The sequence below is a fragment of the Ktedonobacter robiniae genome (genome assembly GCF_016587375.1).
Taxonomy (GTDB): domain Bacteria; phylum Chloroflexota; class Ktedonobacteria; order Ktedonobacterales; family Ktedonobacteraceae; genus Ktedonobacter; species Ktedonobacter robiniae.
The window spans coordinates 1,886,027-1,900,438 of record NZ_BNJG01000003.1 but is presented as its reverse complement, the minus strand read 5'-3'; the positions used below and the strand labels follow the sequence as shown (position 1 = coordinate 1,900,438).

Here is a 14,412-nt window from a genome sequence, read left to right as displayed (position 1 = left end):
GGCACAACGCCTTTTCTTGTGACAAAATCCGGCCGCTACTCGTCATAAGAGTAAGCGGTCGGTAATGTGTGGAACCGCTCCCCCTTTGAGATTGTAATGGATGGTATCTTCTATGCCGATTCTGGTCCACCTGACAGCTGCAAAAGATGTAAAACGTATTCGCAAAGCTGGCATTCGCAAAGGGCGTGGTGTCTATTGCATGCCCGTCATGCAAAATTACTATGTCTCGCATCAGTGGATGCGCGAACTCAAGCGTTGGGGTCAGCGTACCTTTGTGGGCATTTACTTTTATGTGCCTGACGAGGAAATGGTCTGGTTTGGCCGCTATGCTCAACCGCATGAGCATCTACCTGTTACCGAGGCTATCAGCGAACTTATGCAGCAAGATGACCTGCAAGGGTTTGAGCTGATCATTGCGCGCTCAATTAGCGCCAAAGATATTCGCAAAGTCCAATCTATTTCGCGGGTGGTGGGCTGGCGCTATATGCCAGGTGCGCGCGAACGCGCCTGGTGTACCTGCCCAGTCTGTGTGTCGCGTGGAGAATTCAATTCTCAAAAGAAACGTCTCCAACATACACGCCGCCCGAAAAAAGCCAGCCAGGAGTAAGTGGGAAGATTTGCAGCTTCCCACTTTGTTCATATGTATATCCACATATTTTTCTTAAAATACTATGAATTGGAGCATCAATGTCTTCTCGTGTGCAGATGAATCCTAAGGTGGCGGTTAGTGTGGTCTTCGTCGCGGCAATGTTTATGAGTATTATGGACTCGACGGTCGTGAACGTGGCTCTCCCCGCTTTGAGCCGCCAGTTTAATGTGACTGGTACGGCTATTGACGCTATTGTTGTGGGCTATCTCGTAAGTCTGGCGGTAATTATTCCTGTCTCGGGTTGGCTGGGTGATCGCGTGGGAACCAAGCGAATCTTTGTTAGCGCGCTCGTCCTCTTTACTGTCGCCTCCGCCCTCTGTGGCCTGGCAACGAGCCTGCCAATGCTGGTCGCGTTTCGCGTCTTGCAGGGCCTGGCGGGTGGCGCCCTGACCCCTGTTGGCACCGCCATTCTCTACCGGACCTTTCCGCCCGAGGAGCGTGTGCAGGTCTCACGCATCCTCAATATCCCGACCGTGATCGCGCCCGCCACGGGTCCGATTATCGGAGGCCTGCTGGTGGATAAGCTCTCCTGGCGCTGGGTCTTTTATATTAATGTTCCCCTGGGCATCCTGGCCAGTATTTTCGCCCTGTTCTTCCTGCATGAGTATTACGAAAACACTAATAAGCGCTTCGATATCCTGGGCTTCCTCCTGGCAGGTATCGGCCTGGCGTTGACCATGTATGCGCTGAGCGAGGGACCGGTCTATGGCTGGACCAACGGTACCATTCTGGGCACGGGTATCGTGGGCCTGCTTATGCTGGTTGCCTTTGTGTTTGTCGAGCTCAGCTCGACGCATCCCATGCTCGATCTGCACCTGTTCAATAACAAACTCTTCCGCACCTGTAACCTGGTCACAGTCTTCTCGGGCGCGGGCTTTATGGGCTTGCTCTACGCTGCCCCGCTCTTCCTCCAGGAGGCGCGTGGCGTCTCCGCGTTTACCTCGGGCCTGACAACCTTTCCCGAGGCACTTGGCGTTCTCGTCTCAACCCAGATTGTGGCGCGTCTCTATCCCAAGGTAGGGCCACGCCGCCTCATCGCTGGTGGTTTGATCGGGGTTACGATTATCGAGCTGTGCATGCTTACTATAGGCATGGATACCGACTTGTGGATAATGCGTGGGTTAATGTTCCTGACCGGGGCGGGCATGGCCTATGCCTTTATCCCTGTACAGGCGGCGGCCTTCGCGACAATTTCGCCCGCTGAGACCGGCCAGGCCTCGGCGCTGAACAATGCCCAGCGCCAGGTGGGAGCTTCGCTTGGCGTAGCGCTTATCAGCACCGTCATGAGCACGGTCGGAATGACACATATCGCCAATGGTAGCGTTCAGCCGAATCTGACGGCTTATCATGCTGCCTTCATCACCTCAGCCATTCTCGCGATCATCGCGGTCAGTTTCGCCCTGCGCGTGCGCGATAAGGACGCTGCCTCCACCATGCGTCAGCGCGGGAAACAGGTCGAGCCCGAGCAGGTACTGGAGCCTGCGCTCCAGGTCGAAGCCGGAATATAGGGATGTTGTGTGGAGACCCAACGTCTTGACCTGGAAACAGGTCAAGACGTTGGGTCTCCACACAACAAGTTTTACTACGCGCTGGGCCAGGTCCCGCCCCATTCCTCGGGGTCAGCGTCGGCGACGGATTGTGAGAAGGTCCAGCGATGGCCACCAGGATCTTCGACGGTGTATTGTCTCTCCCCATAAGGATAAGTTGTTGGTGGTCGCAAGATATGCGCGCCACGTTCGCGTGTGAATTCATAGTGGCGGTCCACATCCTCTACGCGTATTAGTACAGAGTGACTCTCAGCGCGAGAAGGTGCTTCTGGCTTCCCCTCATTCACAATGACCGCAGCATCACCCACCGTAAGCTGAACGCGATGATGTCCTATGAGTAGGCGCTCTTTAAAACCAAATGTTTTGCAAAGCCACTCTGCAGCCTGCAGTACATCTTCGTAAGCCAGTACAGGAATAACTGTGCTCGCTGGTATAGAGCGATTCGTTACCGATTTGCCTGAGGCAAAATACATATCCTGACTCCTTCGCAAAACTGTTCTTTCTTCCATAGCTCAGTATACACAAAAAGAACACGTATTCAATATTAATGCTCTTATGGTAACGATGGACCACCACGACTGTATGTTGTTGCATCCAGGATGGCCAGCCAGTCGAAATCAGTGAGGCTTTGAGGCGTGAGGGCGAAGTAGGTAGGGTTCTTCGCGCTGCTAGAGCGAGTTGGAAGTGCTGTAATCTCCGCGTTTGGAAGCCCTTGCCCCCGATGCGTGGGAAGGAAACGTGCTGGCCCCGGCATGGCAGTCAGACGGCCCTCAAGCGTACCAGGTTCGGGCTGGCCGATGCCATTGGCCTCCGAAACACCCATCGCTGAACCAATGACGATATAGCGCGAGCCAAGCATCTCATGAAGGTGCGCGCCCGCCGGCCACCATGTGTGGAGATCGGGGCCGAGCTGCCACTCTGTTTTACCACGGCGCAAATGGCTGTTATGAGCGAAGGCAAATACTTTCCCTCGGCCACGTTCACGCGCCACCATGTACACCAGGTTATCCGCCATCAATGCATCACGCATACCGAGAAGTTTGGCAGTTCGGTCACTCGACGCTCGCGCCACAGTGGCGTGATAGTTCTGTAACTGCCTTGCCACTCTAGCATAATGCACAACTTCCAGGTAGCGGCGCTCGGCGCTCATCGCCACCAGTTCGGGACGGCGTACGTGCAGTTCTGAAATGAGGCCCTCCGTCTCAATTCGTAGTGTCGTTGCGGCTGGTGAGAGGCCTATCGACTGCGCCGGATCCATCATGGCGGCCGGATTCTCCCAATCGGTATCTTGACCAAGTAGTGGGTCGAAACGCTGGCGATACTCCTGGCCTCTAGCAGGATCAACCGAGGTGAGGTAATCAAGCACAAAATGCAGGACCTGGCGCGGACTATCGCTGCCCACCATTTCAGTTGGGCTATCGAAGCCATAAAACTGGAGTTTGATGTGATGGAAAGGATCGGAATTGTATTGCCTCATCCACTCCACGAGTTCTCGATTCGCGTCGAGCCGGCCAAAACCGTGGCTGAAGCCCTCATCCTGTATTTCCTCATACGACGCCGGACCACGGCTGGCCACGTACTCGTTTACGATGTGCGCCCGAGGGAAACTGCTCTCAATGGCAATAGCGCTATAGCCATGCGCCTCCACCAGGCGCTGGAAGAGGCGGTTGCGTAGGATGAGAATGTCCTCGCCGCCGTGAAGCGCTTCGCCTAAGCCAAGCAGTTCCACCGAATCATCAGGCGAGCTGAGCACCTGGTCGACGGCGGCGTTGAAGGCCTTCGGTTCATCGAGAGAGAAGGGAAGCGCCTCGCGCGCAATCCAGTCATCGAGGGTTGTATATGTGGGAACCGGGTGAGTCATCAGGCAAAACCTCCGTTGTTTTCACTTTCGCTTTCATCTGCTTCAGATCCACGCTGGCCTGGCCTTTTTCAGATCACACCTACTTTATAACACAGATGCAAGTATGGAGGGTTGAGTTCTGATTCCATGTGGTATAAAGAGGCATGTAAATGCGAAAAGTCTTCACACATATCTGAGGGTTTTACATGGTACTTCGCGATTCTCTGCGTACTATTGACCTGGCCAGGGCCACAGGGATCAGTGTTCAGCAGGTACGTAACTATGAGGCCTGGGGGCTGCTACCAGCGGCCTCGCGCAGCAAGAGCGGCTATCGTCTCTATACCCAGCGCCACCTTGCCGCGCTCAAGACCGCGCGCGGCATGGTCGGTGGCTATAGCTGGCAGCGGACGTCGGCGATTATGCAGGCCCTTCACCAGGGGGACCTTTCAGCCTCGCTGGCCCTGATAGACTCACGCCACGCCGAGCTTGCCAACAAACGTCTGCAAGTTGAACAGACGTTTTCGGCGCTGCATGCATTGGCCGCGCAACCCGCTTCTCTACAAAGCGCGCACCCTTCCCAGAGTCTCCGCGTGGGAGAGGCAGCCAGGCAGGTGGGTGTGCGTGTCTCGGCACTGCATTTCTGGGAACAGCAGGGTCTTCTGCGCCCGGTACGCGACCAGGATAGCCGCTATCGCCTCTATGACGAGCAACAGATGCAGCGCCTGCGCGTGATCGTCCTGCTCAGGGAGGCTGGCTATAACTTCGATGTGATCCAATCAGTCCTGGACGAGCTGGCGGCAGGTCGGCCAGAAAAAGCTATTGTGACAGTGGAGAAGAGGCGCGAGGAACTGACGCGAACAAGCTGGCTGTGTGTTAAGGCCATGGCCAACTTTCAGCACTATGTACATGAGTTTTGTGGGGAGCTAGAGAGCATGTAAGGTCCATGTTAGCTTGGGCCCTACATATGTGGAGAGAAGGCGTCTCTTGCCTTTGTATTGCCACTGATTCGGCTATAGAATTATGGAGAAGGAATATTGGCTAATCACAGTTTAGCATTAGCTGCCACGGACATGCTCACGCGCCTTACTGGCTCACGAGAGCCGCTGAAGCTGCTCTATACACAACCTGATCGCGCTATCTTCCTGGCTGAAGAGGCACATATTATCTTGAAGGTATATAGCGATGTACAGGTGCTCAGGCGCGACCATGAGGTCGCGCAGCAGGCGGCATCAGCCGGGCTGCCAACACCGAAGATCCTGAACTTTGAAGCGGGTCCGCCCGCGGTCTTCGCCATGCGCCAGGTGATCGGCGTTCCTCTCTCCTCACACTATCCAGACGCCGCCAGGGAGGCAGGAGTGTATCTGCGATGCTTACATGGGTTGGGCGCGCAACCGCCCTTCTCAGGAGGCCAGCAACACTGGGAAGAGTTTATTTTGTGGTGGGGCAACCTGGAGATCGAGCACGCCCGGCAAGCAGGCGTGCTCGATGAGGGGCAGGCAAGAGGATTGCGAGAACGCTTTGAACGCCTGCGGCCTCTTCTGGCACAACGCCCAATTGGACTGCTCCATGGTGATCTTCAGGATGAGCATATTCTGCTTGATCCCCAGAGCCAGAAGGTTCTGGCCTTTCTGGATTTTATCGACGCGCAGCCTGGCGACCCGCTCCTGGATATCGCGGTTCTCACGCTGTGGGACCATGCACTGACAGCTCCCTTCCTAGAGGGCTATGGCACCATCGCAAACAACGCAGAGACACAGCACTTACTGGCCCATTATCGCCTCCTGCGCCTACTGGGTTCGATCACGTGGTTACTGAATCGAGGCTTTCACGATCTCACCGCGAAATACAGGATCGAGTTAGAGCTTGCTATAGAGGCATAGTTAAGCTCAATCGGCTATATGAAGCACAATGCGTCCACGCCCGTGACCACTTTGACTGAGTTCATGGGCGCGTTCTGCTTGGTGAAGGGGAAAGGTTCGCGCAATAACGGTTCGCGCCTGGCCTTTGACCAATAATTGCTCTATATCTCCCAGAAGGCGGGTCGATGGATAGGGAAGTAAAGCCGTGTTCTTCGTAGCGCGGATGCCTAACGCTTGCGCCTGCTCCTGTGAGGGCGATACAAGAAGCGATACCAGTATGCCCCCTCGCCTGACCACGTGCAAAGAACGTTCCAATACATTGCCGCCTATCGAGTCCAGAACGACATCTACATCTCGCACCACCTGCTCAAATGGCGTCGTTGTATAATCTACTACAGTCTCGGCGCCAAGGGAGCGTACGAAGTCTACATTAGGCGTCGACGCAGTTCCAATGACTTGTGCGCCCTTCCAGCGGGCAAACTGGACGGCGAAGAGTCCGACGCCACCCGCCGCACCATGAATCAGGATGCTTTGTCCAGCTCGCAATTCAGCTGTCTCAAAGAGTGCCGTCCAGGCAGTTGTTGCTCCACCTGAAATCGTCGCCGCTTCATCGAAGCTGAGCGCCTCTGGCTTAAGTGCCAGGTTCTCTACTGCAGCGGTTGTGTACTCGGCATAGCTTCCCTTATTGCTGCGACCATAGACCGCCTGCCCCTTCCGAAACTCACTAACGCCACGACCAACCGCCTCTACGACTCCAGCAACAGCACTACCTGGAATATAAGGGAAAGATGCTGGCATAACGTCGTGGAATGCTCCTTGACGAATTTTCCACTCAATTGGCAATACACCCGTAGTATGAACACGTATCAGCACCTCACCTGGGGCTGGCTCTGGCCGTGCTACTTCCTCAAGTTTTAGTTCTTCAGGTCCGCCATATTGCTGAACCTGTATAGCCTTCATTGTCTGTGGCGGCATACATACAACCTCCTCTATTATTTGCCTTCAATAGTAGCATGGTCGTGTAACAAGATCGTGAGGCAAACGGTCAGTATCTAACCTGTACTAATGGGCAAGAGAGTAGGTTCCTAATCTATTCTCGACCAGTCCAAAAAAGCTTTGGGTAAGACGGCGATTCTGGCGTCGGTTCCCGAACTGATGTTATACTGTTCGGGAACTAACTAGAAAGAAGACCAGTCCTCAATGAAATACGTTGTACAGGAAGACGCATACGTCTATGCCTCTACAAAACCTTCTTTGGTTCCATTGCTGGCTGTTGAGACTCCTGCTTGGTATGCCTGGGTTGAGGAGGTAGCGCAATTCACCTTTCATAGTCAGTATGGAGCATTTTCCGCGCGCAAAGAACGGGTATCTAATGGTCGTGGTGGCTCGTACTGGCGGGCTTATCGCAAAAAGCAAGGGAAGCTCTATCGAGTCTATCTAGGCAAAAGCAACCAGTTGACAATGGCCCGACTCAAGTCTGTGGCTCAGGAATTGGCTCAACGTCTGGAGCAGGGAGACGATAAATGTAATTCATGGGTGACAGAAAAAAACGAAAAATCAGCAGTTCCTGCAGCATTAAACGTGAATAAGAGCCACAAGATAGTGCACGATCGGACTACTTACCATCTGTTGCATACAAAATTGCACATCCCTGTGTTCCAGGCACATCTGGTCGCGCGGGCACGGCTTGTCCAGCGCCTCAATGTGGGCCTGCGGCGCCGCTTGATTTTGCTCTCTGCCGCGGCGGGGTCTGGAAAAACGACGTCGCTCAGCGAATGGGCATGCCAATCTTCTGCGCTGATCGCCTGGGTCGCGTTAGATAAAGAAGATAACGATCCCGCACGTTTCTGGTCGTACATTCTTGCTGCTCTGCAACGAGCCTCACTTGAAAAAATCACACCTCTCCTGGAAATGGTGCGCTCCCAGCCACCTGTGTCGCTCATACCAACGGTGCGCGAATTGCTGAATATTCTAGGCGAAGAGGGCAACGAGACAGTGATTATCCTGGATGATTATCACCTCATTGAAGCGCAGGTCATTCATGACTCGCTGGTGTTTTTCCTCGACCATCTACCCAAGCACGTTCATCTTGTGCTCGCCTCGCGTCACGAGTTGCCCTTCTCTATTGCCTCACTCCGTGCCAAACGCCATCTCGTTGAGCTACATTCCGCCGATCTCTCCTTCACATCCGCCGAGGCCGAAGTCTTTTTTGCGCAGACCGAACATCTTGCGCTGGCAAAGGCTGATATAGAGATGCTGATGGAACGTACTGAAGGGTGGATTACCGGCTTGCAACTGGCCGCTCTTTCATTGTATTCGCTCCAGGATACTGCTCAGTTTATCTCTTCATTCAAAGGGAGCCATCGTTTTATTTTGAGCTATTTGGTAGATGAGGTGCTGGAGCGCCAGCCAGAGCATGTGCAACGTTTCTTGCTGGCTACCTCGGTGCTAGAACGCTTTACGGCTTCCCTTTGTGATACTCTGACTGGCGAGAAGAATGGGACAACCATGTTGGCCTACCTGGAACAGAAAAATCTCTTTCTCTTTCCTCTGGACAACGAAGGCCGCTGGTACCGCTATCATCATCTCCTAACGGAAGCCTTGAGTACTCGTGTGCGCCAGGAGCAACCAGAGTATTTTGGCACACTCCATCGACTGGCCAGTGCATGGTATGAGCAACACAATTTGCTGGAAGATGCGATCCGACACGCGCTGGCCGCGACGGATTTTGTACGCGCAGCAGATCTGCTCGAGCGTCTGGTTGATACGATGCTCAAACAGAATGAGTTTGCCAGTGTCACACTATGGAAGGAACTTTTGCCAACTGATTTACTGACGGAGCGCCCCTGGCTATGCCAGGCTTTGGTCAGATTGTACATTGCAAGTGGGCGTCTGGACCAGGCGGAAGAGATCTTGCGCGATTTGGAACACGTAGGCATTGAGAAGATAGCATCCAACACGGTTGATGCGTTTCGTGGACGCATAGCAGCACTCTACGCCCATCTGTATAGCTCGAGAGGAGAAGCGCAGAAATCTCTGGCCTACGTGTTCGAGGCTCTGGCTCTCCTACCAGAGGATGACCTGGAGTGGAGGACCAGCGTGCGAGCCGCTATGGGCGGGGCTTACTTGCATGCTGGCAACCTGGTCGAAGCTGAGCAAGTGTTGCGTGAAGTTGTTCACCCTGACCTTCAGAGGTATGATCCTTATCGCGCACTCACTGCTTTACATCTCTTGGGGCAGACACAGGTTTTGCTGGGTCGACCTGGCCTGGCAAATGCGACGTATCGACAAGGTATTCAGCTCGCTACCCATCATGGTCTGATGCATTCCGCCGTGATGGGGCATATCCATGCGGGATGTGGAAATCTGTTGTATGAGTGGAATGATCTGGAGGGCGCGCAGAACCATCTGGTCGCAGGTCTTGAACTAGCCAGACGTGGCGGAAATAGTATCCAGGCGCTTGACTGCACGCTGACACTGGCTGATGTCAGACTGGCTCAGGGCAGGATGCAGGACTCGCACATGCTCTTACAACAAGCCCAGGAACTGGCCCACCAGACCAACGATCCATTCTTTCTGGATTTTGTCACACGCCGCCCCGTTGTTCTCTGGCTGGCTGCACATGACATAGATGCTGCTGTTCGCTGCGCCCACGCTACAGGGCTCTACTTCTATGGTGAAGTGGATACAATTGCCTCGCTGCCATCAACCTATTTTCTGCTGATTGAGTTGTTGGTCCTGATCCGCCTGTACCTCGCACAGGGCAATCTCCCAGGTGCGAAGAGATTGCTCGCGCAACTTCAGAGTCCTCTCATGAATGGACCGAATAAAAGGCGTTGTATCCAATGGCTGATTCTTCATGCTCTCGCATTGTACGCGGAAGAACATGTCCCTGAAGCAACAGGAGAGCTAGCGCTGGCATTAGAACTGGCCGAACCTCTGGGCTATAACCGCACATTTATTGACATGGGTGAAGCGCTTCTACCTCTTCTCAAGATTTTGCGCAATCTCAAGCCACTAGCGAACTATTCTCCAAATTACATCCGACAACTTCTGGCTATGCTAGACAAGCAAGATATGGCAGAGAAACCTGCCGAGAACAGCGCAAGCACAGAACTGCTGAGTGAACATGAATTTGTCATCTTGCGCTGCCTGGCGGAAGGATACACAGATCGGGAAATAGCCCGCCATCTCGTACGGGCTGAAAACACAGTCAAGACGCATACCAAACACATTTATGACAAACTCAATGTCCATAGCCGTACGCAAGCAATTGCCCGCGCCAGGGAACTAGGCTTGCTCTAACATCTCCCACTGTCGATAGTTGCCCGATTGATCTCATCTTTGCACATTGCAATACCTCGTTTAGGTGATGACATACCCCCTTTTTATCGGCTACAGTCGTGGAAGGTAGAGCTCATGCCATTACATACGCCGCACACATCGACTTACTTTACTAGTAATGCGACGGCGGAAGGCCTTGTTGCGCTTTACCTAAATACTACTGTTTCTGCTCTAAAAATAAAGGTAGAAAGAATGAATAAACAACAAGATATTGCAAAAACGCACCAGAGGAATATCACTCCAATGCATCTGATCGTTCGTGTCGTCATTGGAGGATTGTTATCGGCAGTTGTGCTCATCGTGTTTGCGTCTCTCTTGTCATCTGGGAAATCATCGGCTACATTCACCGCACAAAATATCATTATTCGTGTTATTTCTGGTGTGTTCTATGTGGCAAGTATGACTCCTCTGGCCCGTCGGATCTTTTACCGCCGTTTTCCGCGTTTTCTAGCGATTTTTGTGCCACTCTATATCACTGGCACACTTACCGATATGATCGAGGCATATTTTTATACGAGCCTGCTAACCCCGTTTTCCCTGGTTGCGGCACTGATTATCGAAGGACTGCCTCTGCTATTCATTACCGGTATCATCGCCTGGCTGATTCCGGCGAATGAGGATGCACGGAACGCTCCACGCTTTACCCAGGTGATGCGTGAGCGTAGCTTTTTCTCCTGGACCTGGCGCATCGTGGTGGCAGGCGTGCCTTATGCGGCGATTTACCTGTTCTTCACGATGCTGGTGACACCACTTGAACACGCGTATTATTACGATGCGGCATTTATTGCCTCACTGCATACAGTAGTGCCTTCCACTGCAACCACACTCATCTTGGAGGCAGTACGTGGCATTCTCTTTGTGCTGGCAATGTTGCCTATCATCGCCGTGATGCCCAAATCACGCTGGTCCACAGGCCTATATATCGCGCTGGTTGGGGCGGCATTGGAAGCCTGGATTCCTTTACTTGGGCAAACCTCATGGCCGATAATGATGCGCGTAGGCAATGTGCTAGAACTCACTGGAGATGCCTGTGGACGTGCGCTTCTGATGGCTCTGTTGGTGGTTCTGCCCTCACTTCAGGCAAGCAGATCAGCGCGCCAGCAACTTGCGGCGGATGTCTGATCACTGGGGATGGACCTGAGATCGTCAGGACCCGAGGTTTGACAAGAATTCAGCCTGTCGGTGTTAAACGTCAAAATGCTACCAAGAGGCCATTGTTGGTGAGTGAGAAAAGAGCAACGATGAGGATACAGAGATAGTAACTTCGTTGCTCTTTTCAAGGATGACGCTCAGTTCCTGTACTTAACGCGTGCCAAGCAAGAGTTCAATGGTCAACTGGTCGAGCTTTTCGTATTTATAGCCACGTCGCGCCAGCATGTCAGGCTGGAAGTCGATCCCCTTGATCTGATCCGCAGCCGCTTTGCTGTATCCCCCACTGAAGAGAGCGGCGTAGACGGAGTCGCCGCTGTTGATCTCCTGTAACAGGGCCTGGATTTCGGGGTCGGCGTTAAAACGACGCGCCTTCTCTTTGAATATGTTATAGGTGCGCATACAACCAGTAGCAAAGTCCCAGACGCCCTGCTCGTCCTCAGTACGATAGGCATGGGCATCAAAGTGACGTGGGCCTGTATACCCCTGCTCCTCTAATAATTTGACCAGGAAGAACAGACTCTTGATGTTTTCACTCCCGAAGCGCAGGTCCTGATCATACCGTGGGCCCTTCTGGTCGTTGAGATCAATATGGAAGAGTTTTCCAGCCTCCAAGGCCTGAGCAACGCCATGGACGAAATTAAGCCCCAACATGTGCTCGTGGGCCACTTCGGGATTGACACCAACCATTTCGGGATGATCAAGGGTGGCGATGAAGGCCAGCATATGACCGATGGTCGGAAAATAGGTATCGGAACGGGGTTCGTTGGGCTTGGGTTCCAGGGCGAAGCGCAGGTGATAGCCATTGTCAAGGACATACTCGCTCAGAAAATTGATGGCATCGCGCATACGTTTGATGGCATCGACAGGATTCTTGCTGGCCTCGGCATCCACTCCTTCACGCCCTCCCCAGAAGACATAGATGGGTGCGCCCAGTTCTACACCCAGGTCGATGGAGCGCATGGTCTTTTGCAGCGCAAAGGCCCGCACGCTGGGGTCAACCGAGGTAAAGGCACCATCCTTGAAGACGGGATGGCGGAAAAGGTCGGTCGTGGCCTCGGGGACAACCATGTCATAGTCATTGAGTGCCTGTTTAAAGTCGCGTACGATCTGGTCACGCTTCTGAGGGGTGGCGTCAAAGGGGACCAGGTCGTTGTCATGCAGGTTCACACCCCAAGCTCCCAGTTCTGAAAGCTTTTTGACAATGTACGTTGACTGGAGTTCAGGGCGGACAACCTCCCCGAAGGGGTCACGTCCCTGGTTCCCGACGGTCCATAAACCAAAGCTAAATTTGTCTGCCTTCGTTGGCGTATACTGATCACTGGTTGCTTCTTTGATCTGAGTCATGATGTTTCTTATCCTCTCTGAACTATGTTCCGCAAAGCTCTTCCATCGAGCTTTGCCGGGTCATGCCCATATGCGGGCTACATGTGATGAACTCTGGACAGACGAAAACCAGCCCGCCGCGTTGCTACACAGATAACATTATGATGCCGGCTGATGATAGGTAAACAGCGCATCTATGACAAGACTCGCCGCCCCAATCACGCCGACATCCTGGACAAACGATGAAAAGATAATGGTACACATGTCGCGTGGGCGCCCCAGGGCGCGCTGACGGACAACAGCGCGCACGGTTTCCAGAAAGAGGTTGCCCCCCTTCATTGAGTCGCCCCAGATAATGATGCATTGTGGATTGAGGGTGTTAATAATGGTGGCAAGTCCTACACCAAAGTGCATGGCATGCTGACGAACAAGATCAATGGCCTCTGGGTGTCCCTCCTGCGCAGCGCGAAAGATCGCGTGCGCAAGTGTATTCATGACGTCAGGTTCTCGCGTTGTCATTGCCCCATTCTCGACGCGTGCGCCGGTGGGTAGGGGCAACCACGTGGCCTGCCCAGACTGACATGCTTGCTCTACCATCCAGGTGGTTGCGGCCAGGGTCTCCCAACATCCTCGATTGCCACACTCGCACAACGGTCCATCCTCCTGGATTGTCATATGGCCGATTTCACCAGCCGTTCCCCCGACGCCACGATAGAGAGTATCCTGTAAATAAAAGGCGGCAGAGACCCCGATGCCACTTTCGACCGAGACAAAGTCTGTGCAAGATTGGCCAGCGCCAAAATGACGTTCAGCCAGTGCCTGCACGTGGCAGTCATTATCTACCCACACCTCGATGCCCAGCCTGGCCTTTAACAGGTCTCTCACTGGTACATCTTGCCACTGCGGGAAATGCGGTGCAAAATGTACTACTCCTGTCGCGAATGAGGTCAAACCTGGCATGCCAACCCCTATACCGAGCAATTGAGGAAGCGTAACATGAAGAGAGGCAAGAAGCTCTTGCAAGGTCTCGACGATCGCATTTATGACAGGTTCTGGTCGCCGATCCAGCCCCAGGGGACATTCAAGACGACCTAACACGCGCCCATTCCCATTGACCAGCGCGACGCGCACGGTATCTACTGTGAGAAAGACCCCCGCACTCTGCACCCCCTCTGCGTTAAAACGATACAACGCACCAGGTTTACCGCCGCTGGCGGTCGGCGCGGCTATCCCAACACATTCCGCCAGACCCTGTTCTTCCAATTCGTCGACCAATTTGGTGATAGTTGGACGACTAATCCCACTATATTCGGCCAGCGCGGGTTTGGTGATGGGGCCAAATTTGCGCAACAAACGTAAGACGGTCAGTCGATTCATCTGCCGCAAACTGCCGGGAACCGCCGGGATCTCAAGAAACGATGTCACTGCTCTTCATCTTTCACTATGGCCTTGAGGGCAAGCAAATAAGTAAAGAAACTTACTTAACTTTGCTTCTAAAAAGAAATATACCTGAAGACGATCATTCCTGTCAAGGCTCTGCCCCCCCGCTCGCTTTTTCGCTACTTGCACGAAGTACCTAAGCACTGTATTGCCCTACTTCCCTGCGCTACGAAGGTCCCAAAGAAAATAAGAATACTTGCTTTTAGTATACCCGGTTAGGTATACTATCACAGAATCGAATTCTCTGTGAGGAAATGA

General features: G+C 53.4%; 11 protein-coding genes. 6 read left to right on the top strand and 5 right to left on the bottom strand.

Annotation, left to right across the window (positions count from 1 at the left end; all coding sequences use genetic code 11):
• Positions 1-112 precede the first annotated feature (112 nt).
• Positions 113-607, top strand: a complete 495-nt coding sequence (locus tag JMJ04_RS40730) for a hypothetical protein (protein WP_201376071.1) — start codon at positions 113-115, stop codon at positions 605-607.
• Positions 608-687: 80 nt separating this feature from the next.
• Positions 688-2,157 (top strand): MDR family MFS transporter, encoded by a 1,470-nt coding sequence (locus JMJ04_RS40725; RefSeq protein WP_201376070.1) that lies wholly within the window; start codon positions 688-690, stop codon positions 2,155-2,157.
• A 74-nt stretch (positions 2,158-2,231) separates the two neighbouring features.
• Here the strand turns inward: JMJ04_RS40725 and JMJ04_RS40720 are convergent, their stop codons facing one another.
• Entirely contained in the window at positions 2,232-2,669 is a 438-nt protein-coding gene (locus JMJ04_RS40720; RefSeq protein ID WP_201376069.1) for a VOC family protein, read from the bottom strand.
• An 80-nt stretch (positions 2,670-2,749) separates the two neighbouring features.
• Positions 2,750-4,057 carry an erythromycin esterase family protein gene (locus JMJ04_RS40715; protein WP_201376068.1) on the bottom strand — a complete coding sequence of 436 codons (1,308 nt, stop codon included), beginning with the start codon at positions 4,055-4,057 and terminating at the stop codon, positions 2,750-2,752.
• A gap of 185 nt (positions 4,058-4,242) precedes the next feature.
• Here JMJ04_RS40715 and JMJ04_RS40710 point away from each other — a divergent pair, with 185 nt between their 5' ends.
• Positions 4,243-4,974, top strand: a complete 732-nt coding sequence (locus JMJ04_RS40710) for a MerR family transcriptional regulator (RefSeq protein ID WP_201376067.1) — start codon at positions 4,243-4,245, stop codon at positions 4,972-4,974.
• Positions 4,975-5,070: 96 nt separating this feature from the next.
• Complete coding sequence (locus JMJ04_RS40705; protein WP_201376066.1) at positions 5,071-5,916, top strand: phosphotransferase enzyme family protein; 846 nt, start codon at positions 5,071-5,073, stop codon at positions 5,914-5,916.
• A 6-nt stretch (positions 5,917-5,922) separates the two neighbouring features.
• Here JMJ04_RS40705 and JMJ04_RS40700 read toward each other — a convergent pair whose 3' ends face one another.
• Positions 5,923-6,870, bottom strand: coding sequence for an NADP-dependent oxidoreductase (locus tag JMJ04_RS40700; RefSeq protein WP_201376065.1), 948 nt, complete (start codon positions 6,868-6,870; stop codon positions 5,923-5,925).
• A 225-nt stretch (positions 6,871-7,095) separates the two neighbouring features.
• On the opposite strand from JMJ04_RS40700, the gene JMJ04_RS40695 reads away from it, so the two are divergent.
• A complete protein-coding gene (locus JMJ04_RS40695; RefSeq protein ID WP_201376064.1) occupies positions 7,096-10,200 on the top strand; it encodes a winged helix-turn-helix domain-containing protein in 3,105 nt (1,034 codons plus the stop codon).
• Between the two features lie 231 nt (positions 10,201-10,431).
• Positions 10,432-11,361, top strand: coding sequence for a hypothetical protein (locus tag JMJ04_RS40690; RefSeq protein ID WP_201376063.1), 930 nt, complete (start codon positions 10,432-10,434; stop codon positions 11,359-11,361).
• Positions 11,362-11,541: 180 nt separating this feature from the next.
• Here the strand turns inward: JMJ04_RS40690 and xylA are convergent, their stop codons facing one another.
• Together xylA and JMJ04_RS40680 are read right to left on the bottom strand one after the other, a co-directional pair.
• Positions 11,542-12,735, bottom strand: a complete 1,194-nt coding sequence (gene xylA, locus JMJ04_RS40685) for a xylose isomerase (RefSeq protein ID WP_201376062.1) — start codon at positions 12,733-12,735, stop codon at positions 11,542-11,544.
• 138 nt (positions 12,736-12,873) lie between these two features.
• Positions 12,874-14,139, bottom strand: a complete 1,266-nt coding sequence (locus tag JMJ04_RS40680; protein WP_201376061.1) for an ROK family transcriptional regulator — start codon at positions 14,137-14,139, stop codon at positions 12,874-12,876.
• Between the last annotated feature and the right edge of the window lie 273 nt (positions 14,140-14,412).

Coding starts and splice junctions, on each gene's coding strand:
- JMJ04_RS40720 (WP_201376069.1), bottom strand. CDS start 2,669: ATGTATTTTGCCTCAGGCAAATCGGTAACGAATCGCTCTATACCAGCG.
- JMJ04_RS40690 (WP_201376063.1), top strand. CDS start 10,432: ATGAATAAACAACAAGATATTGCAAAAACGCACCAGAGGAATATCACT.
- xylA (WP_201376062.1), bottom strand. CDS start 12,735: ATGACTCAGATCAAAGAAGCAACCAGTGATCAGTATACGCCAACGAAG.
- JMJ04_RS40700 (WP_201376065.1), bottom strand. CDS start 6,870: ATGCCGCCACAGACAATGAAGGCTATACAGGTTCAGCAATATGGCGGA.
- JMJ04_RS40725 (WP_201376070.1), top strand. CDS start 688: ATGTCTTCTCGTGTGCAGATGAATCCTAAGGTGGCGGTTAGTGTGGTC.
- JMJ04_RS40710 (WP_201376067.1), top strand. CDS start 4,243: ATGGTACTTCGCGATTCTCTGCGTACTATTGACCTGGCCAGGGCCACA.
- JMJ04_RS40695 (WP_201376064.1), top strand. CDS start 7,096: ATGAAATACGTTGTACAGGAAGACGCATACGTCTATGCCTCTACAAAA.
- JMJ04_RS40730 (WP_201376071.1), top strand. CDS start 113: ATGCCGATTCTGGTCCACCTGACAGCTGCAAAAGATGTAAAACGTATT.
- JMJ04_RS40715 (WP_201376068.1), bottom strand. CDS start 4,057: ATGACTCACCCGGTTCCCACATATACAACCCTCGATGACTGGATTGCG.